Here is a 20,459-nt window from a genome sequence, read left to right on the forward strand (position 1 = left end):
CAACAGATACTAACAAAAAACGTTCATTTGATAACAAAAATGATACATTGAAACAATTTTTGAACGGGATGAACGATATTTTAACGCTGTGCTAACGATACATTTGTACTTTTGCAGCAGAAATTTAAAATCAAATGAGTACTAACAATTAAAACAAGCAACAATGAAAGAACTAAAGAAAATGTTTCTGAGTTTTGCACTCTTGCTGATGAGTACTATAATGTACGCTCAGACAGAGATCAGTGGTACGGTGGTCGACGCTACAGGAGAATCGTTCATCGGCGCCACAGTGAAGGAGAAAGGAACATCAAACGGTACTGTGACTGATTTCGATGGAAACTTCACCTTAAAAGTAAACGAAGGTGCTATCCTCGTTATCTCGTACATTGGCTACCAGACACAGGAGGCGCCAGCACAACAAGGTATGAAGGTAACGCTGAAAGAGGACAGCGAACTACTGAAAGAAGTGGTAGTAACTGGTTATACCACCCAGCGTAAGGCAGACCTGACTGGTGCCATCTCGACCGTAAGCGTGGATGAAATAGCCAAGCAGAACGAAAACAACCCGATGAAGGCTCTGCAAGGTCGTGTACCAGGCATGAATATCACAGCCGATGGTAATCCATCAGGTGCTGCTACGGTTCGTATACGTGGTGTTGGAACCCTGAACGACAACGATCCACTTTACATTATCGACGGCGTACCCACAAAAGCTGGTATGCACGAGTTGAACGGTAATGATATCGAGAGCATCCAGGTGCTGAAGGATGCTGCCTCAGCCAGTATCTATGGTAGCCGTGCAGCCAATGGTGTGATCATTATCACCACCAAGAAGGGTAAGGATGGCAAGGTGAAGGTGAACTTCGACGGTAGCGTTGCTACATCATTCTATACCAATAAGATTGAGACTATGAACGCCAGTGAGTGGGGACGCGCCTACTGGCAGGCTTGCGTGAACGACGGTGTGAACCCAAGCAACAACAATCTGGGATACAACTACGACTGGAGTTACGACGCTAAGGGCAATCCCGTACTGAATAATATGACTATGAACATGTATCTGGACGAGAACGCCAGTGTACGTGCAGGTGATACAGACTGGTTTAATGAAATTACACGCACAGGTGTGGTACAGCAGTATAATCTCTCTGTAAGCAATGGATCGGAGAAGGGAAGCTCATTCTTCTCACTGGGCTACTACGACAACCAGGGAACCATTAAGAAAAGTAACTTCAACCGCCTGTCGGCTCGTGCTAATGCAGACTATAAGTTATTCGACGGCAAGGTGATCATTGGTGAGAACTTCACTATGAACCGCACAAAGGGTGTTGACGCTCCCGGTGGTGTGTTGGAGCACGCACTGGAGTTCAATCCAAACTTCCCTATTTATGCAGAGAATGGCAAATATGCTCAGGCACTGGGTGCTTACTCTGAGCGCGAGAATCCACTGAGCATGATCGACAATGCAAAGGACAATGAATATACACAGTGGCGCTCATTCGGCGATGTACATCTGAGCATCACTCCATTCAAGAACTTTATGATTCGCACCACTCTTGGTATGGACTACACACAGAAAGAGCAGCGATTCTTTACCTACCCTATCGAAAATGGTAAGGTAAAGCGTACCGATAGTGCCGTAGAGAGCAAGCAGGAGCACTGGATGCGCTGGATGTGGAACGCCATAGCTACCTATAATCTTGAGATCGGCAAACATCGTGGCGACGCCATGATTGGTACTGAGGTGAATCGTCAGGACTACAAGTGGAACAGTGCCAAGCGCTATGAGTTGGCTATTCTTAACACCGACTACATGTGGCCAAGTGCAGGTGCAGGCAAGCAACTGGCAGAAGGTTCAGGCGAAGGTTTCAGTCTTGTATCTTTCTTCGGAAAGGTTAACTATACCTATGATGACAAGTATCTGGCTAGCTTTACTATCCGTCGAGATGGTTCGAGCCGATTTGGTACAAACAACCAGTACGGTACATTCCCATCAGTATCTGCAGGCTGGCGCCTCTCAGAAGAGAAGTTTATGGCTAAGACAAAGGGCTGGCTCGACAATCTGAAGCTGCGCTACTCTTGGGGACAGACTGGTAACCAGGAGATTTCGAACACAGCACGCTACACCCTCTACAAGAGCGTTGTATCAACAGGACTGTGGGGCAGCGGACAGGCTGGTTCATCATACGACATTAGCGGTAAAAACGGCGGATACGATCTGGCTAACGGTTACGTACGCAATCAGCGCGGCAACGACGATATCAAGTGGGAGACAACCACACAGCATAACATCGGTCTAGACTTCGCTATGCTGAGAAACGAAATCTATGGTAGTTTCGACTGGTTCAATAAGAAGACTACCGACATTCTGCTCTTCATGGAAGGTATCGCAGCTATGGGTGAAGGTTCTGGTCAGTGGATCAATGCCGGCGAGGTAAAGAACAACGGTTGGGAGTTGAGCATTGGTTATCGCCACCAGTTGGAGAATGGTTTCTCGTGGGACATCAACGGAAACATCAGTAAATATGTGAACGAGATAACAAAACTGCCTGAGACAGTAGCTGCCAACGGTAAGTATGGTGGTAACGGTGTGAAGAGTGTTGTAGGTCATCCTATGTTCTCGCAGGTAGGCTACATCTACGACGGGATCTTCAAGAGTCAGGAGGAGATTGATAATCATGCTACACAGGAAGGTGCTGGCCTGGGCCGCATACGCTATAAGGACCTTAATGGCGACGGCGTTATTACTGAGGCCGACCAGGACTGGATTTACGATCCAACACCCGACTTCACTTGGGGATTGAACATCTATCTGCAGTATAAGGACTGGGATTTGACTATGTTCTGGCAAGGCGTACAGGGTGTTGATGTAGACTGTCGCGGATATAAGTCGCAGACCGACTTCTGGGCCAACTCAGCCATCAACGTACCTTATCTGAACAAGGGTAAGCGAGCACTCGATGCCTGGAGCCCAGCTAATCCTGGCAGCAACATCCCTGCACTCACCACATCGGATACAAACAATGAAGGACGTGTTTCATCTTACTATATAGAGAATGGTAGTTACGTGAAGCTGCGCACCATACAGTTGGGTTACAACATACCTAAGAAGGTGACAGACAAGCTACACACAGACCGCATACGTCTTTACGCTTCGGCTCAGAACCTGATCACTATCAAGAGCAACAAGTTTACAGGTGCAGATCCTGAGAACCCTGGATTCAACTATCCTATTCCCCTCAATCTTACATTCGGACTTAATGTTTCATTCTAAAATATAGCAACGATTATGAAAACGATATATAGAACAATCTGCGCAATCTGCGTAATCTGCGGTCTTACTGCCTGCTCTGATTTCCTGGAGGAACAGGTGCCACAGGCAACGCTGACTCAGGACGAGGTAAAGAACCCTGAGTATATCGACAACGTGCTGATTTCAGCATACGCTGGACTGGTTTCGATTGAGGATATGAACGCATCGTTCTCACTCTGGAACTACGACACACGAAGCGACGACGCATACGTTGGCGGTTCAGACTTCTCTGATGGTGAGCCTTTCCACAGACTAGAAAAGAGTACTGGCGTAATGACTACCGACTGGCCTTTCAGTTCTATCTGGAATCGCTTCTACAACTATCTTTCACGCGTTAACTTGTCGCTTGATATTCTGGCAAGTGCCGATCAGGAGAATGCTACCATACAGCAGCGTACTGCCGAGATGAAGTTCCTGCGTGCATACGGCCACTTCCAGCTGAAGCGACTATTTAAGAAGATTCCATTTGTGAACAAGCCAAACATGCAGGAAGAGGACTACAATAATCTCTCGAACACAGAGTATACCAACGACGAGGGTTGGCAGCAGATTATCAACGATCTGGAGGATGCCTACGCAGTACTGCCAGAAGCTCAGACTGAGAAGGGACGCCCAACAAAGGCCGCTTGTGCAGCATTCCTGGCTAAGGTATATCTGTATAAGGCATATCGTCAGGACGATGCCAGCAGCAATCAGGTAACAGCCATCAACGAGGCAGACCTGCAGAAGGTTGTAGATTACACCAATCCAGCCATCTATACCAAGGCCGGCTATGGTCTGGAGCCAGATATGCACAACAACTTCCGTCCTGAGGAGCAGTACGAGAACGGCAAGGAGAGTCTGTGGGCTATCCAGTACTCTAGAAACGATGGTACAGTTTATGGCAATCTGAACTTCTCTTACAGACTGATTGTTCCATGTATTCCTAAGGTACACGACTCTGGTTGCGACTTCTATAAGCCATCGCACAATCTGGTAAGTGCCTATCGCACCAACAGCGACGGTCTGCCAATGCTCGACACTTTTGCAGACGAAGAATACACCGTAGGCTCAACACAGACTGTAGATCCAAGACTGTTTGTAACAGTAGGTGTACCTGGTACTCCATATATGTTCAACCCAAGCTTTATGATTGCCGAGAGCAACGCATGGAGCCGCTCAGGTGGTACATTCGGATACTTTGTATCGCTAAAGCAGAATGTTGATCCATCTCTTACTGACAGCTATCTGTATCTGTGCGATTCACAGTGGGCAAGTTCGATGAACCGCATCGTTCTACGCTATGCTGACGTTCTGTTGATGCGTGCTGAGGCACAGGCTCAACTGGGACAGATTTCTGAGGCTATCGCCCTGGTAAATCAGGTTCGCGAGCGTGCAGCTGGTATGGCTACAAACAGCATCGTTTCTAACTATCCTAATAAATATGGCGTACACTATGCAGTAGGTAAGTACAACGGTAACTACAGCAAGGACGAGGCCATGAAGATAATAAAGATGGAACGCCGATTGGAGCTGGCAATGGAGAGTGAGCGTTTCTTCGACCTGGTACGTTGGGGCGATGCAGCAACTGTACTTAACAAGTACTACTCTACAGAGAGTGAGAAGATGAACTTCCTGAGCGGATCGCAGTTTACAGCCAACAAGAACGAGTACCTGCCTGTACCATTCGAGCAGATGGCAGCATCTAACGGACACTACACTCAGAACTGTGGACAGTGGTAAGAATCGAGTTAAGATTTAAAAATTAAGAATTTAGAGTTAAGAGTTATGAAAACGATATATAGCATTATCTGCGCAATATGCATCGTATGCGGGCTCACCGCTTGTAACGATGATCATACGGGCAGCATCGACGTAAGCGGTTCATGCTTGGTTGAGAAGTTTGTCCTGAACGGACAATACGAAGGTACCATCAACACAGAGAAGCGACTGGTAAAAGTAAAAGTGCCCGTAGATTTCGCCCAGAAGGGTGATATGGAGATAACAAGTCTGACAGTATCTGCTGGCGCACAGACCAATATGAAGGTGGGCGACCACATCAACTTTGATGCCGATCGCAATCTTCACATCAGCAATGGCGACCTGGTGATGGACTATCAGGTAAGCGTGAGAAACGACGAGGCGCTGATGTCACTCTTCATCCTTGAGGGCGTGAAAGGTGCCATCAACCAGCAGGACAAGACTATCACCGTAAGCGTGATGGCCAACAGCGGTATCGACCTTAGCAATGCTACTTTCGAAGTTGAATGCAGCGAGGATGCTACCTGTAGTCCCGCTAGCGGCACTAAGGGCAACTTCACTGAGCCGTTCCAGATTACACTTAACGACAATACTGCTACTACAGTTTATACGGTTTACGTAACACTGATTGAGGATCCTATCGCACTGTTTGTTGGCGATGCTGAAAACATCGAACTGCTGAACGATGAGGAGAAGGCTGCTGCCAAGTGGCTCACTGGTAACATTGCAAGTGCAGCCTACGCATCATGGAGCGATGTAGCTGGCGGAAATATCTCACTCGAGAAATGTAAGCTGATATTCTTCCACCGTCATTGTTCATCATACGGCAACTACAACGGATTTGCTGAGGCTGAGCAGGGTGCTATGACAGCACTGGCCAAGATGAAGGAATACTGGCAGAAGGGTGGCGCATTCGTACTGGGTCGTAGCGCGGTGAACTACGCTATCGCACTGGGTGCTATGCCTGAGGACGCTTATCCAAACAATGTTTGGGGCGGCGGAGGCGGCGAAGGCTCCGACCTGATGGGCGACGATCCTTGGCATACATTTGCCTACGACATCACTCACCCACTATGGAATAACCTCAAGACCTATCCAGGTGCGCCTGACAAAGCTATCTACACACTCGATAAGGATTACACTATTTGTAACACCACATCGCAGTATGGATTCTGGGATACTTATCAGGGTGGTAAGGATGCTATGGAAGCTAAGACTGGTGGTCGCGCTCTGACTGGCGACAACAGCGTGAACGCATGGGAGTTGAAGGCTGCTAACGGCGAGTTTGGTAAGGGTGGTATCATCTGTCTTGGCTCAGGTCTCTACGACTGGAACTCTCCTACTCCATACGAGTCTAACTATCACGACAACATGGGCACTATCCTGCTCAACGCATTCAATTATCTAACCAAATAAAAAAAACTGTAAGTTATGAAGACAATGATATATTCAGTATTCGCACTCATGCTGTCAGCCTCTGTGCTGACGGCGTGCAGCGACGAGGAGTTCAGCGGCGATCCCGCAAAGGACTGGAACGGCACAACCACATTCTTCGCTTCGACTGATGCTGCCGGCTTTGGCACATTCTATACACCAGCTGTAGGCCGTGTAGGCGACCCCATGCCTTTCTACGATCAGAAGAGCGGCGACTTCAAGGTGCTCTACCTGCAGGAGTTCATCAACAACATGACTTATCGCTTCCACCCCATTTGGGCTGTATCTACCAAGGATGGTGCTAACTACGAGTCGCTGGGCGAGTTGCTGGCATACGGTGCTAACGACTATCAGCAGGATGCGGCACTGGGTACAGGTTGCGCATACGAGAAGGATGGTACATATTATATCTACTACACAGGTCACAACGGCAACTGCAAGAACCGCGAAGTGGTGATGCGTGCAACATCTACCGACTTTAAGACCTGGACTAAGGACGAACTTTGGACTCTGAATGGTCCTGACTATGGTTACTCTGGTAATGACTTCCGCGATCCACAGATATTCGTAGCCGACGACAACCTCTATCACATGGTTATCTCTACCTATCCTAATGGTGGTGGCGACCCTGTATTTGCTGAGTTCAAGTCGAACGACATGAAAAACTGGGAGCACGTAGGCCGTATCCGTATGATTTGGGACCGTATGCTGGAGTGTCCTGACATCTTCAAGATGGGCGACTACTGGTATATCGTGTTCAGCGAGAGCTATCGCGCCAACTGGAGCCGTAAGGTTAAGTATATGGTAGCCTCAACCTATGAGGAACTGAAGAACTGTCTCAATGACGGACCAAAGTGGGCTCCTGACGGACACGAGGGTGTGCTCGACAGTCGTTCACTCTATGCCGCCAAGACAGCCTCTAATGGTACAGATCGTTACATCTGGGGATGGTGTCCATTCCGTTCTGGTAGCGATATTCACGAGAAGAACACCAACGTAGGTGCTGGCGACGGCAACGAGCCCAACTGGAGTGGTGCATTGGTTTGCCACAAGGTTATACAACATAACGATGGTACACTTACTCTGGGTGCAGTGCCTGCAATGGCAGCCAAATATAATCAGACAGTTAACGCTACAGTGATGGAATCGAATGGCTACAACAATGGTTCACTGAGTGGCGATGGAGCATACGTACTCTACAACCGTCTGGGCACAGCCAACCACATCTCGTTCACTGTTAAGACTTCGAACAACTGGGATAAGTTTGGTGTATCATTTGTACGCGGTACTGATTCGAAGAAATACTATACAATGGTTGTTAACCCCGAGTGGGAAGATGGCCGCAAGATTAACCTCGAGCAGGAAGGCGAGGAAGGCAAGGGCTTCATCGAGGCTGCCGATGGTTATAACTTCGCACGCCCCAGTGACAATGTCTACAACATCGACATCTACACAGATAACAGCGTCCTGACACTTTACATCAACGATGTATGCGCCTACACCCAGCGCATCTACGGCATCCAGAAAAACTGCTGGAGCATCAACAACTACGGCGGTTCAATCACAGTTAGCGACGTGAAGGTTAGTCAGCAATAAAATACAGCGAATGTTTTTAGTTAGTTATTGTATTAGGTTCATAATGTAATTAATTGGTTAAATTTAGTTGGTAAGGTAATGGATTGATTCAAAGTAAGAACGGTGCGGCTCGTGAGAGTCGCACATTTTTTATTGAAGTGTAGTATTTGCAAAGTAGTTAGAAAACAATTGCACGCTAAGTACTTTGCAATTGAAAAGTACTTAGAGAAAAATGGCATATGATTGCAAGCGTATAAAAGCTTACCTTTTAGCCTGCAAAAGTATAACTTTTAAACTGCAAAAGTATACCTTTTAGCCCCCAAAAGCATACCTTTAAGACTATAACCTATCATTTATCGTTCATTACACAGAAAAAATGTTGCAATGAACGATTATTCTTATTGTTTGAAACATTATTTATAGGTTATACGCACAATTTGTACTACTTTTGCAGCAGAAAATCTAAAAACGTACAATCAGAATGAATAGCAAAATGAGAAGAACGGTAATGATGGCGGTGGCAGCCGTACTGACCTCTGCATCGGCGATGGCCCAAGTAACACCGATGGTGCTGGGCGAGAAGCATGCCATGCTGCGAGTGGAACAACCAACCAAGTACTTACTGCTGCCCGTACAGGAGACTGAGGACATTGCGGCTATAGCCGTGGTGAACGGGAAGAACGAGATGACACAGCGCATCAATGTGAAGCTGGCAGTAGATCGCGTAGATTATTACGTGCCCTACGAGTTGAAGGATGCCCAGCTGCTCGACATCGAGTTTCATGGCGACCGCCGTCTGAAAGGTGCCGTAGGCGAGTTTGCCTGTTGGAAGGAAATCAAGTATAGCGATACCTTCGACACCACCAATCGCGAGCGCTTCCGCCCAGTATATCATCATACTCCCGTATACGGTTGGATGAATGACCCGAATGGCATGTTCTACAAAGATGGTGTATGGCATCTCTTCTATCAGTACAACCCTTATGGTTCACAATGGGAGAACATGCACTGGGGCCACTCTACGTCGAAAGACCTGGTGCATTGGGAAGCACAGCCACAGACATTCGAGCCCGACTGGTTGGGTAGCATCTTCAGTGGCTCATGTATCACCAACGGAGATGATGTAGTAGCCTTCTACACCTCAGCCGGTCACCACCAGACACAGTCGATGGCCATATCAAAAGACGGTGGAATGACATTCAAGAAATATGAAGGAAACCCTATACTGACCAGCGACAAGCCCGACTTCCGCGACCCCAATGTGTTCTGGTTTGAGGGCACCAAGCGCTGGGTGATGATCCTGGCAGTGGGTCAGGAGATGCAGCTCTACTCGTCAGAGAACCTAAAAGACTGGAAATACGAGTCAGCTTTCGGTCAGGAGTATGGCAATCACGGCGGCGTGTGGGAATGTCCTGACCTCATGAAGATCAACAATAAGTGGGTGCTCATCTGCAACATCAACCCCGGTGGTCCATTCGGAGGTAGTGCCACACAGTACTTCGTGGGGCAGTTCGACGGGCATAAGTTTACCTGCGAGTCGATGCCAAAGGTTACCAAGTGGATGGATTATGGTAAGGATCATTACGCTACCGTATCGTTCTATAACGCACCTGAGGAACGTCATGTGGTACTGGCATGGATGAGCAACTGGCAGTATGCCAATCAGGTACCTACCAAGCAATACCGCTCGGCCAACAGTATCCCCCGCGACCTCGGACTGTTCAACTATGGCGAGGAGACTTATGTAAGCGTAGTTCCATCGAAGGAGATGCTGGCCATGCGTGGCGCCAAAGTGAAGAAGCCTACTGAGGCTTGCGAGATTGTGGTGGACGTGAAGAATCAGGCCGAGATTGTGCTCTCGAATACCAAGGGCGAGCAGGTGGTGATGGTTTACGACGGACAGCGACAGAGTTTCAGCATGGACCGTACGAAGAGTGGCGACGTGAGCTTCAGTGAGGCTTTTGCATGCACATCTATCGCTCCTACCTATGGACATATCAAACAGCTGCGATTGTTTATCGACCGCTGCTCTATCGAGGCCTTCGATGCAGAAGGAAAGATGGCTATGACAAACCTGGTATTCCCATCAGAACCTTATAATAGTATTAAGGTGAAGGGCGGAAAAGCGACAATATATGAAATTAAGAATTAAAAATTAAGAATTTAGAGAAAAGTTAGTAATATGAAGAAATTTGCTTTGATCCCCGTGATGTTCTGCTTTTTCGCCATGGGATTTGTCGACCTGGTGGGCATTGCATCGAACTATGTGAAGGAAGACCTGCAGCTGACAGACAGCGTGGCCAACATCTTCCCGTCGCTCGTATTCTTCTGGTTCCTGATCTTCAGTGTACCTACAGGCATGCTGATGAACAAGATCGGACGAAAGAACACTGTATTGCTATCGCTCGGCGTGACTATCGTATCGCTGCTTCTTCCTCTGTTTGGCGAGAACTTCGGCATAATGCTCTGCGCATTCTCACTGCTTGGAATTGGTAACGCACTGATGCAGACATCGCTTAACCCACTGGTATCAACCGTGATGGGCGGAGGAAACTTGGCATCGACACTCACCTTCGGACAGTTTATCAAGGCCATCGCCTCGTTTCTGGCACCATATCTGGCCATGTGGGGCGCCACACAGGTTCTGCCTTCGTTCGGCTACGACTGGCGAGTGCTGTTTATGATCTACTTTGTGGTGGGCATTCTGGCTGCAGCGCTACTGGCAATTACTCCTATCGAAGAAGAACAGACGTCAGGCAATGCTTCTACATTTACAGACTGTCTGAAGCTGCTGGGCACACCTATCGTACTGCTATCGTTCTTTGGTATCATGTGCCATGTAGGAATCGACGTGGGCACCAACACCACAGCCCCGAAGATACTGATGGAGCGACTGGGACTGACACTTAACGACGCAGCATTTGCAACCAGTCTGTACTTCATCTTCCGTACCATCGGCTGTCTGACAGGCTCTTTCTTCCTGCGTGTATTGCCTAATCGTACCTTCTTTGTGATTAGCGTAGTGATGATGGCACTATCAATGTGCGGACTGTTCATCGGCACTGAGAAGTGGATACTCTACACAGCCATCGCACTGGTGGGCTATGGCAACTCCAACATCTTCTCAATCTGTTTTGCACAGGCTCTGACAGCAATGCCACAGAAGCAGAACGAGGTATCAGGATTGATGATTATGGGACTGTTTGGCGGAACTATCTTCCCACTGCTGATGGGATTTGCCAGCGACGCCATGGGCCAGGCAGGAGCAGTCATCGTGATGGCTATCGGAGTGATTTATCTATTTACCTATATTAAAAACGTAAAAAACAACTAAGAATTATGAAGAGATATATCGTAGGCCTCGGAGAGGCTTTGTGGGATGTACTTCCCGATGGAAAGAAATTAGGTGGTGCACCAGCCAACTTCGCTTATCACGCAGGACAATTCTTAGGCAGCGATAACACCATTGCCATCAGCGCACTGGGTGAGGATGCACTGGCAGAGGAGACCATTGAAGCTCTGAAGGAGCACAACTTGAACTACCTGATGCCACGGGTACCCTACCCCACAGGCACTGTACAGGTAACCCTGACAGGCGATGGTATCCCCACTTACGACATCAAAGAGAACGTGGCATGGGATAATATCCCATTCACAGACGAGATGGACGAGATTGCCAAGAACGCACGTGCCGTATGCTTCGGATCGTTAGCACAGCGCAACGTGGTATCACGTGAAAACATCCGTAAGTTTCTCGATGCCACCCCAAAAGACTGTTTGAAGATATGCGACATCAATCTGCGCCAGCAGTTCTACTCGAAAGAGATACTGGAGGACTCATTCTGTATCTGTGACATCTTGAAGATCAACGACGAAGAGTTAGTGGTTGTTAGTCGCATGTTCGGTTACGACAGTCTGGATATGCGCGGCACTTGCGAGAAGATAGTTCAGGACTATCACCTGAAGATGCTGGTACTGACCTGCGGCACTAACGGATCGTATGTATTTACCGACGACGGGCTGACCTCGTTCCAGGATACGCCAAAGGTTGAAGTTGCCGATACGGTAGGTGCAGGCGACTCATTTACAGGCTCATTCTGTGCTTCAATCATCAACGGAAATCCCGTACAGCAAGCCCATAAAACAGCTGTACAGGTAAGTGCTTACGTATGTACCCAGAACGGTGCGATGCCAGTGATTCCCGTAGAACTGAAGAAATAAAGGCAGTACCCCCAATCTCAGGCAGACATACCATCTGAATGAATAAAAATGGCTGGAAGTTTTGGAGCTTTCAGCCATTTTTACTAATTTTGCACCCGATTACTAATTAATATTACTAAAACAATGCGAAGAATCATCATCCTGATTGTCTTCATGCTGACAAGGTGGATTGTGCCAACAAACGCACAACCTCAATGCACCGTGACCCATTACGACGAAACCAATGGCATGGCACAATGGTTTGTTACCCAGATTGTACAAGACAAGAAAGGCATGATATGGTTTGCCACCTGGAACGGACTGAACCGTTTTGACGGCTACACACTGGAATGCTTCAAGACACGCGTAGGCGATGGTATCGACCTGCCATCGAACCGCATACAGGATGCCGTACTAACCGATGATGACAACCTGCTGTGCAAGATTGAGGAGCATATATTCCTGTTTAACACAAAAACCTGTAAGTTCAGCAAGGTACAGCCCGAAGAGGAACGCAGACAGTTGGTGATGTTTCAGCGACGCATCACGCATCCCAGCGTACCGCATAGCGACATCTTTGAATGTCAGGATAAGTACGGCGTAAGGTGGGCTATTGGGCGCGACGGCCATATCGCCTATAAGCAGAACGGACAATGGATAACCTACCCTACCAGTATCGGGCAATACCGCTATCTGCACTACGGACTGACAGACCATCAGGGGAACGTGTGGTTCCGCAGCGAGAACTCGGTACACAAGCTGACGTTCAGTCAGAAGAACTTCTGTATGCTGCCACAGGACAAGCCCATGCATGTGCGGGCATTCTGCATCGACAACGCCAAACGGTACTGGGTCACCACACGCGACGATGCCAGCATCCGGCTTTTCGACAAAGACAACCATCTGTTAGGCTACCTGGGACGCGACGGCCGACTGCATCCATCATACACATCGTTCGGCTCGCCAATCTATCACGTGATGCAAGACACGCATGGAACCTTCTGGCTGGCATCGAAACCCGATGGACTCTACAGACTCCGTGAGCATAACGGCAGTTTCAATATCTCGCACTTCTCACTAAACAGCAACGACCTGTACAACATCGCAGAGGATCAATACGGGCGACTCTGGGTGGGAACCTTTGAGGGCGGTATCAACTGCATAGAACAGCCACAGGCCGAGCAACCCGTTATCAGGAATAAGAGCAACGGCCTATCATATCCACAGGATGCAGCAACAAGGGTACGACAAATCCATATTACCGGAAACGGCGTGCTGCTAGCAGCTACCAACTCCGGACTATTAGTTGCTGATGTATCGAAAAAAGACGCCCGACAAGTACGTTTTAAGCTACACAGTCGGCATGCGCAAGAGGCTGAGAGTCTGTCGAACAATGCCCTGATGTACGTACTCGAAGACAGCAAGCATCGCATCTTCATCTGTACGGAGACTGGCGGCATCGACCAGATAGCCTCAAGCAACCTCTTGGCAGAGGAACTATCTTTCAGTCATTTCAACACCGCTACCGGCTTTGCATCAGACCTGACACAATCAGCCATTGAGGCTGATGGTTCAATCTTGATAACCAGCAGTAATCAGCTCATCAGCTGGAATCCTGATACCAAGCAAACAGCCGTGTTCGACGCCAACTATTGGAAACATTCGTTCCGCTATTCGGAAGCCATTCCTGCGAAGTTGCCTGATGGGCACATCATCTTCGGCCTGCAGGACGGTGCACTCGTGGTCGACTCGAAATCGCTCCGTAAAAGCACATTCGTGCCTCCTATCGCACTCACTGCCCTATCAATCCATAACGGCAGTCCAGACCTGGCAGTCGACGGTCTCAACACATTATTACTGAAACGACCGGAAGACCGTGACATCACCATTCATTTTGCAGCATTGGACTACGCAGACGGAGGTAGCATCAACTATGCCTACCAGTTGGGGGATGACGCATCATGGCACGAAATAGGCAAGGAGCATTCTGCCACCTTCCTTAACTTGTCGCCTGGTACATATCAGCTCAAGATACGTTCAACCAACAGTGATGGTGTATGGGCAAACAATGTTCGCACGCTAACCATCATTGTGGAGCCCACCTTCTGGGAGACACGCTGGGCACAGCTACTCTACACCCTGATACTGATAACAGCGGTTGGGGGCGTGCTACGCACCCGACGGTATATCATCAGACTGAAGCGTCGCCAGCAAGAACTGCATGAAGCCTATCTGGCATTACTCAATGCGGGTAGTGAAACACGCGACGACCATCAGGAGCCAATGCCCCGCCAAGTGATGAAACCCGAAGACGAGGCTTTCATGCAACGGGCAGTAACCTTCATCGAGAGTCACCTGTCGGATGCCGACATCAACATAGGCGATATGGCCGAAGCTACTGCCACCAGCAGATCGGGGCTGAATCGGAAGATGAAATCGCTCTTGGGCGTTACACCACTTGACTTTATTCGTGAGGCTCGCATGCGTAAGGCATGTGCCATGCTGAAGAAAGGTCTGCTGGTAAAAGACGTAGCCTATGCCTGCGGCTTTACAGACGTGGTGTACTTCAGGAAATGTTTTAAGGCAGAAACAGGCATGACGCCCTCGGAATACAGGGATGAAAATTATGGCAGATAGGAGGTAATATTGTGTCAAATACCCAGTACTGACACAATCACCCCCTATCATTGGGATGTTTTTCCACCTGCGTTTTTTTATTAATAGTGTACTTTTGCAGCCGACATTTATTTTTCATAGTACTAACTATTAATAAAAAACAAAATTCAATGAACCAACAATTCAAAAGGTTTACAGTAGTGATAGCATCATGCATGCTATGGCTCGTGAGTTTTGCCCAGCAGACGGTAACCGGACTGGTGAAAGATGCACAGGGCGAACCTCTTATTGGTGTTAGTGTGATGGTTAAAGGTACCACGAATGGTACGGTGACCGACTTCGATGGCAAATACACCATCCTGTCAGTCAAGCCATCAACACAACTTCAGTTTTCCTACATCGGCTATCTGACCAAGACAGTCACTGTAGGCAGTCAGTCAACCATCAACGTAGTGATGGACGAGGACAACGCATCGCTCGACGAGGTGGTCGTAATCGGTTATCAGACTGTACGCCGTCGTGACCTGACAGGATCGGTGGCCTCGGTATCAGGTAAGAACGTAGCTTCGGCTCCTGTAGCCAATCTGACACAGGCGCTGCAAGGAAAACTGCCTGGTGTGAACATCGTATCGCAGGACGGCCGTCCCGATGCCTCGGTTTCTATCCGTGTACGCGGCGGTGGTTCTATCTCACAGAGCAATGAGCCACTGGTACTGATTGATGGTATCGCTGGTTCGATGAGCGATATTCCTGCCGATCAGGTAGAAAGCATCGACGTGCTGAAAGACGCCTCATCGACAGCCATCTACGGTGCGCGTGGTGCCAATGGTGTTATCCTGGTAACCACCAAAGGAGCCAAAGAGGGTAAAGTATCGGTATCGTACAACGGCTACGCCAAGTTCAACACCCCCACCAAGTATCTGGAATCGCTCTCGCCCTATGACTATTTAGCTTATACCTGGGCGGTGGCAGATGCCTATAACCCCACCTATGCCACTGAGATATCGAACTTGTTCGGACTGGCCAATGGCGGTATAGAGGCCTATAAGAACGTAAGCAAGTATGATGTACAGAAGGATGTGTATGGTAACTCTTTCTCACATAATCACGACCTGACCATCTCTGACGGCACCGATAAGACCAAGGTGCTCTTCTCAGTAAACTACATGGACGAGGAAGGACTGAAGATCAACTCGTATAAGAAACGTGCTAACATTTCGCTGAAGTTCAACCAGAAACTGGCCAAGAACCTCGATTTCGCACTTGATACACGCTACGTCGATGTGCAGAGCATGAGCAACGAGGGAACCACCAGCGGACAGGGTTCCATCCTGTCGTTCGCCTACCGTTTCCGTCCTATCGCCACAAGCGACATCAAGGGCGACCTTGGTGCCTTACGCACAGGCAATATAGATATGTATGGCCGTCAGACACTCTGGGACCGCTATAGCCCATACGAGCGCATCAAAGACTACGAGCCACTGTCAATGCGCCAGCATCTGCGCGCTACAGCCTCGTTGAACTGGGGCATCGTGAAAGGACTGACCTATCACACAGATTTCACCTTAGCACGCGGCTGGAACCAGACCAAGAACTGGAGTGGCGCTACCTATTCAGACTATCTGAGCGACGAAGGCGAGAAACTGTTTGCCGGCGACGCACAGTATGCACAGGGCAAGAGTTGGAGCCTGCGTTGGACCAACACATTGAACTACGTCATTGATATCGCCAAGGGCCACAACCTGAATGTGCTGTTGGGTCAGGAGGTCACCAACTCGGGTGGCGAGAGCATCGGTGTAAACGCCAACCACTTCCCAGCCAACTTCAGCAAGGACAATGCCTTTGCCATGATCAACCAGTATGATCCTAACGCAGGCAAGACCACCAATTTCTACTCAGGATTCTCTACTCCCGAGCGTATTCTCTCATACTTCGGACGTCTGAACTACAACATGCTTGACCGCTATCTGCTCACTGTGACCATGCGTGCCGATGGTAGTTCTAAGTTCTCGCCTAAGCACCGCTGGGGTTATTTCCCTGCAGCTGCTCTGGCATGGCGCATCACCGAGGAGCCATTCATGGCCAGTGTCAAGAGCTGGCTCGACAATCTGAAACTGCGCGTATCGTATGGTACGGTAGGTAACGACGGTATCAGTGCCGACCTCTGGTCGCAGACCTGGGCAGCCGAGACCGATAACCGTTGGCGTTACATCATGAACGGTGCCTTCCTCCCCTCGTATGATCTTGCCTCGGCATCGATGGCCAACGAAGACCTGAAATGGGAGACCACCATTACACGAAACATCGGTCTGGACTTCAGTTTACTGAACGGCCGACTCTGGGGTACCATCGATGTCTATAAGAACACCACCAAGGACCTGCTGATGAACACATCGCTGCCTGGCATTACCGGCTTCACTTCGACATTCGCCAACATCGGCCAGACCAGCAACAAAGGCTTGGAGCTCTCATTGGGTGGTGTTATCTATAAAGATAACGACTGGAGTGTAACCGCCAATGCCAACATCAACTTCAACAAGGGAAATGTTGACAAGTTAGCAGATGGAGTAACTGGTGAATATGGTACACAGTGGATTCAGATGCGTATGCCAAGCGACGATTATATTCTGAAAGTCGGAGAGCCCGTAGGCCTGGTATATGGTTTGGTTGCGCAGGGCTACTACACACCTGCCGACTTTGATTATGATAATGGTTGCTATACCTTGAAGAAGGGAGTTGCCGATCTGGCCTCGAACCTCTCTCAGTTCTATGGCGTGCCCAAGGACGGACGTCCAGAAGGTCAGGTGGCTTATCCCGGTATGCCCAAGTATCAGGATACAGACAATAATGGTGTGATTAACTCGGAAGACTACACCATTATCGGCGACATGAATCCTACACACACTGGCGGCTTCAATATCAATGCCACCTTTAAGGGCTTCGATCTGGGCCTATACTTCAACTGGAGTTACGGCAATAAGATCTACAACGTAAATAAGTTGGCCTCGATGTACGGTTACAAGGATAACGGTATCTTCATGAACAAACTGGATTTCATGAAGGATGCCTACAGATACTACGACATCGTGAACGGCGAACTGGTTCGCTATACAGCACCAGAGGACCTGAACCGACTGAATGCGAATGCAAAATATGCCAATGCCTACCACGAGACAGGTATCGTTTCGAGTGATGGTATTGAGAATGGCTCCTATCTTCGTTTGAACACACTCACATTAGGCTACAGTCTGCCCAAGCAGATCATCAACAAGATTGGCATGAGTAACTGCCGTATCTACGGAACGGTATATAACTTATTGACAATTACCGGCTACGACGGTCTGGATCCTGAGGTGAACACCAACAGCAATCAGGGTAACGCAGCCTATCCAACAATCGGACTTGACTGGGGAACCTATCCTCGTTCACGTTCGTTCGTAATTGGCCTGAATGTTCAGTTTTAAGAAATAATAATGACGAAATGATTATGAATACCAAAAATATAAAAACAGGCGGTTTTCTGCTTTGTGCTATGCTCTTTGCTTCGTGCAGCGACTATCTCGACGTAGAATCGCCAGCCAAAAACGATGATGCATTTGTGACATCATCAACAGACGAGACCTTCAAAGCCCTCTCATGGGCATACGCTGAATACCGACAGAACTGTGCTTCGGGCGGTAACTACCACTGGGAGGACTGCACATCGGATGCCGAATACTATCCAGAGTTCAACTCGCCTAATAACACCATCGGTATGCTGATGCCCGAAGAAACCAAGATCAGCGGCAAGCAGTCGCAGTTCAACTCACTCTACAGCGCTCTGGCCCGTGCTCGTCGTGTGGCCGACGTCATAGCCAAAAAGGATGATTATGCCAAAGCCGTTGAAACTGGCACCACCAACATGTGGACCCAACTCTATGGCGAGGCTATGACACTTTATGCATACTGCTATTTCCACCTGACCAAGCACTATGGAGATGTGCCCTTCGGCATTGAGAACTCTGTGGCTACCGAAGGCTATCCGCTGGTATCGCGCTACGAGATCTACGATAAACTGATTGCAGAGCTGCAGGCTGTTGAGCCACTGATGTACAAGTTAGGTGAAGGCGGCATCACAGCAGAACGCATGTCACGCACATTCACTGATGGCCTGATTGGACAGATGGCTTACTACGCTGCTGGTTGGCAGACAATCCGTACGGATGTAAACGGTCTGTACGGCGACGTACAATTCGACAAACAGGGCACTGAGGCAAACGGATGTGTTTACGCTCGTCGAACCGACTACAAGACATATCTACAAACAGCCGAGAAGTATTTCTCAATGGCACTTAACGAGAATAAGGGAACCTGCCAACTGGTGACTGCCGACGGTCGTGGTTACTGCAACAACCCATTCCAGATGGTGTTCCAATATGCGCACAACAACCAGATCAGTCCAGAGTCGCTCTTCGAGATCGGCAACATGGAGACTATACAGAGTGAGCGTCCTTATAGTCAAGGCCGTCCTTCAAATGGTGGTGGTTCGAATGCAGCCCCCTGTAAGGTGTTTGGTGCCTTCCGCGTGGTGCCATCGTTCTACTACACCGGATATGAAGATGGTGACAAGCGTATGGATGTCAGTATGACCGTAACCGGCAGCAACGGCGACGGCAATGAGGTATTACTATCGTTCCTGAACGGCAATAAGTGCAAAGGCGGCATCTCCAACAATAAATGGGACGACAATCGCATGAATCCACCTTATGTCCGTGCACAGCGCCAGTCGGGTATCAACTACGTAGAACTGCGTATGGCCGACGTGATGCTGATGCTGGCAGTATGTAAAGCAGAACTGGGCACCGACAATGCCGGAGCCATCAGTCTGGTGAACCAGATACGCCAGCGCGCTTTCGGCGACAATAATCACGCCATTGCCACTGGTCTGAGTGGCAAAGCACTGCTTGATGCCATCTACAAGGAGCGTCAGCGCGAATTACTCTTCGAGGGTACGATACGCTGGGACATGATCCTATCAGGCAAGTTCACGGAGCGCACCAACCAGATGCGCGCTCAGGTCAAGGAGATGATTGCGGGATTAAAAGCAAACGGATATTACACCTTTAACAATGGTCGCACAATCCCTGCATACGTATGGACCAAGAATGTACATCTGGAAAATCCACTTACCTTTGATGCTGATCCAACTAATGCAGCACTCTTCCCTGGCTGGAGAGGACAGTATGACTACACCACGATTACCGACGTAAAAGCAAAGGTTAAGGGCAATGACCACAATGTAGCCATTAAGGGCTTATTTAAGTATATCGATCCTGACAGTCACGAGGCTCATGCACTGGAAGCCGACGGATATGTGAAAACAAACTGGGGTATTGACGTAGTTGCCGAAGAGGCAGGCATCTACGACCGCAATCTGCTTTCAGGTCTGGGAACAGCCGGCAATGCACCACGTTATTATCATCCGATTCCATTTGAGGTACTGACACAGTCGAAAGGCCAGGTAACCAATGGCTACGGACTTCCACAGAAATAGAAGATTTTAGTTTTTGTTAGTTAGTAAGAATGTATTAAGTTATTTATT

At 48.8% G+C, this 20,459-nt stretch carries 10 protein-coding genes; all 10 read left to right on the top strand.

Features of this window, described 5'->3' with window-relative positions; all coding sequences use genetic code 11:
* Window positions 1-163 precede the first annotated feature (163 nt).
* Window positions 164-3,274 carry a TonB-dependent receptor gene (locus T495_RS0101335; protein WP_028903078.1) on the top strand — a complete coding sequence of 1,037 codons (3,111 nt, stop codon included), beginning with the start codon at window positions 164-166 and terminating at the stop codon, window positions 3,272-3,274.
* A 15-nt stretch (window positions 3,275-3,289) separates the two neighbouring features.
* On the top strand, window positions 3,290-5,035 hold the full coding sequence (locus tag T495_RS0101340) for a RagB/SusD family nutrient uptake outer membrane protein (RefSeq protein ID WP_033147337.1): 1,746 nt from the start codon (window positions 3,290-3,292) through the stop codon (window positions 5,033-5,035).
* Window positions 5,036-5,080: 45 nt separating this feature from the next.
* Window positions 5,081-6,469 (top strand): DUF4960 domain-containing protein, encoded by a 1,389-nt coding sequence (locus T495_RS0101345; protein ID WP_033147338.1) that lies wholly within the window; start codon window positions 5,081-5,083, stop codon window positions 6,467-6,469.
* A 15-nt stretch (window positions 6,470-6,484) separates the two neighbouring features.
* Entirely contained in the window at window positions 6,485-8,083 is a 1,599-nt protein-coding gene (locus tag T495_RS0101350) for a glycoside hydrolase family 32 protein (protein WP_033147339.1), read from the top strand.
* A 472-nt stretch (window positions 8,084-8,555) separates the two neighbouring features.
* A complete protein-coding gene (locus T495_RS0101355) occupies window positions 8,556-10,214 on the top strand; it encodes a DUF4980 domain-containing protein (protein WP_033147654.1) in 1,659 nt (552 codons plus the stop codon).
* Window positions 10,215-10,244: 30 nt separating this feature from the next.
* Complete coding sequence (locus tag T495_RS0101360; RefSeq protein ID WP_033147340.1) at window positions 10,245-11,396, top strand: MFS transporter; 1,152 nt, start codon at window positions 10,245-10,247, stop codon at window positions 11,394-11,396.
* Between the two features lie 5 nt (window positions 11,397-11,401).
* Complete coding sequence (locus tag T495_RS0101365; RefSeq protein WP_081831961.1) at window positions 11,402-12,283, top strand: carbohydrate kinase; 882 nt, start codon at window positions 11,402-11,404, stop codon at window positions 12,281-12,283.
* Between the two features lie 123 nt (window positions 12,284-12,406).
* A complete protein-coding gene (locus tag T495_RS0101370; protein ID WP_033147342.1) occupies window positions 12,407-14,899 on the top strand; it encodes a helix-turn-helix domain-containing protein in 2,493 nt (830 codons plus the stop codon).
* A gap of 194 nt (window positions 14,900-15,093) precedes the next feature.
* Entirely contained in the window at window positions 15,094-18,342 is a 3,249-nt protein-coding gene (locus tag T495_RS0101375) for a TonB-dependent receptor (protein ID WP_081831962.1), read from the top strand.
* Between the two features lie 23 nt (window positions 18,343-18,365).
* Window positions 18,366-20,411: a RagB/SusD family nutrient uptake outer membrane protein gene (locus tag T495_RS0101380; protein WP_033147655.1), complete on the top strand. Its 2,046-nt coding sequence runs from the start codon at window positions 18,366-18,368 to the stop codon at window positions 20,409-20,411.
* Window positions 20,412-20,459 lie beyond the last annotated feature (48 nt).

The organism is Prevotella sp. P6B1 (genome assembly GCF_000702825.1).
Classification (GTDB): Bacteria; Bacteroidota; Bacteroidia; order Bacteroidales; family Bacteroidaceae; genus Prevotella.

Bases quoted from the DNA above. Each gene is read 5' to 3' on its own strand.
- T495_RS0101345 (WP_033147338.1), top strand. From the start codon at position 5,081: ATGAAAACGATATATAGCATTATCTGCGCAATATGCATCGTATGCGGG.
- T495_RS0101365 (WP_081831961.1), top strand. From the start codon at position 11,402: ATGAAGAGATATATCGTAGGCCTCGGAGAGGCTTTGTGGGATGTACTT.
- T495_RS0101375 (WP_081831962.1), top strand. From the start codon at position 15,094: ATGCTATGGCTCGTGAGTTTTGCCCAGCAGACGGTAACCGGACTGGTG.
- T495_RS0101340 (WP_033147337.1), top strand. From the start codon at position 3,290: ATGAAAACGATATATAGAACAATCTGCGCAATCTGCGTAATCTGCGGT.
- T495_RS0101370 (WP_033147342.1), top strand. From the start codon at position 12,407: ATGCGAAGAATCATCATCCTGATTGTCTTCATGCTGACAAGGTGGATT.
- T495_RS0101380 (WP_033147655.1), top strand. From the start codon at position 18,366: ATGAATACCAAAAATATAAAAACAGGCGGTTTTCTGCTTTGTGCTATG.
- T495_RS0101355 (WP_033147654.1), top strand. From the start codon at position 8,556: ATGAGAAGAACGGTAATGATGGCGGTGGCAGCCGTACTGACCTCTGCA.
- T495_RS0101360 (WP_033147340.1), top strand. From the start codon at position 10,245: ATGAAGAAATTTGCTTTGATCCCCGTGATGTTCTGCTTTTTCGCCATG.
- T495_RS0101335 (WP_028903078.1), top strand. From the start codon at position 164: ATGAAAGAACTAAAGAAAATGTTTCTGAGTTTTGCACTCTTGCTGATG.
- T495_RS0101350 (WP_033147339.1), top strand. From the start codon at position 6,485: ATGAAGACAATGATATATTCAGTATTCGCACTCATGCTGTCAGCCTCT.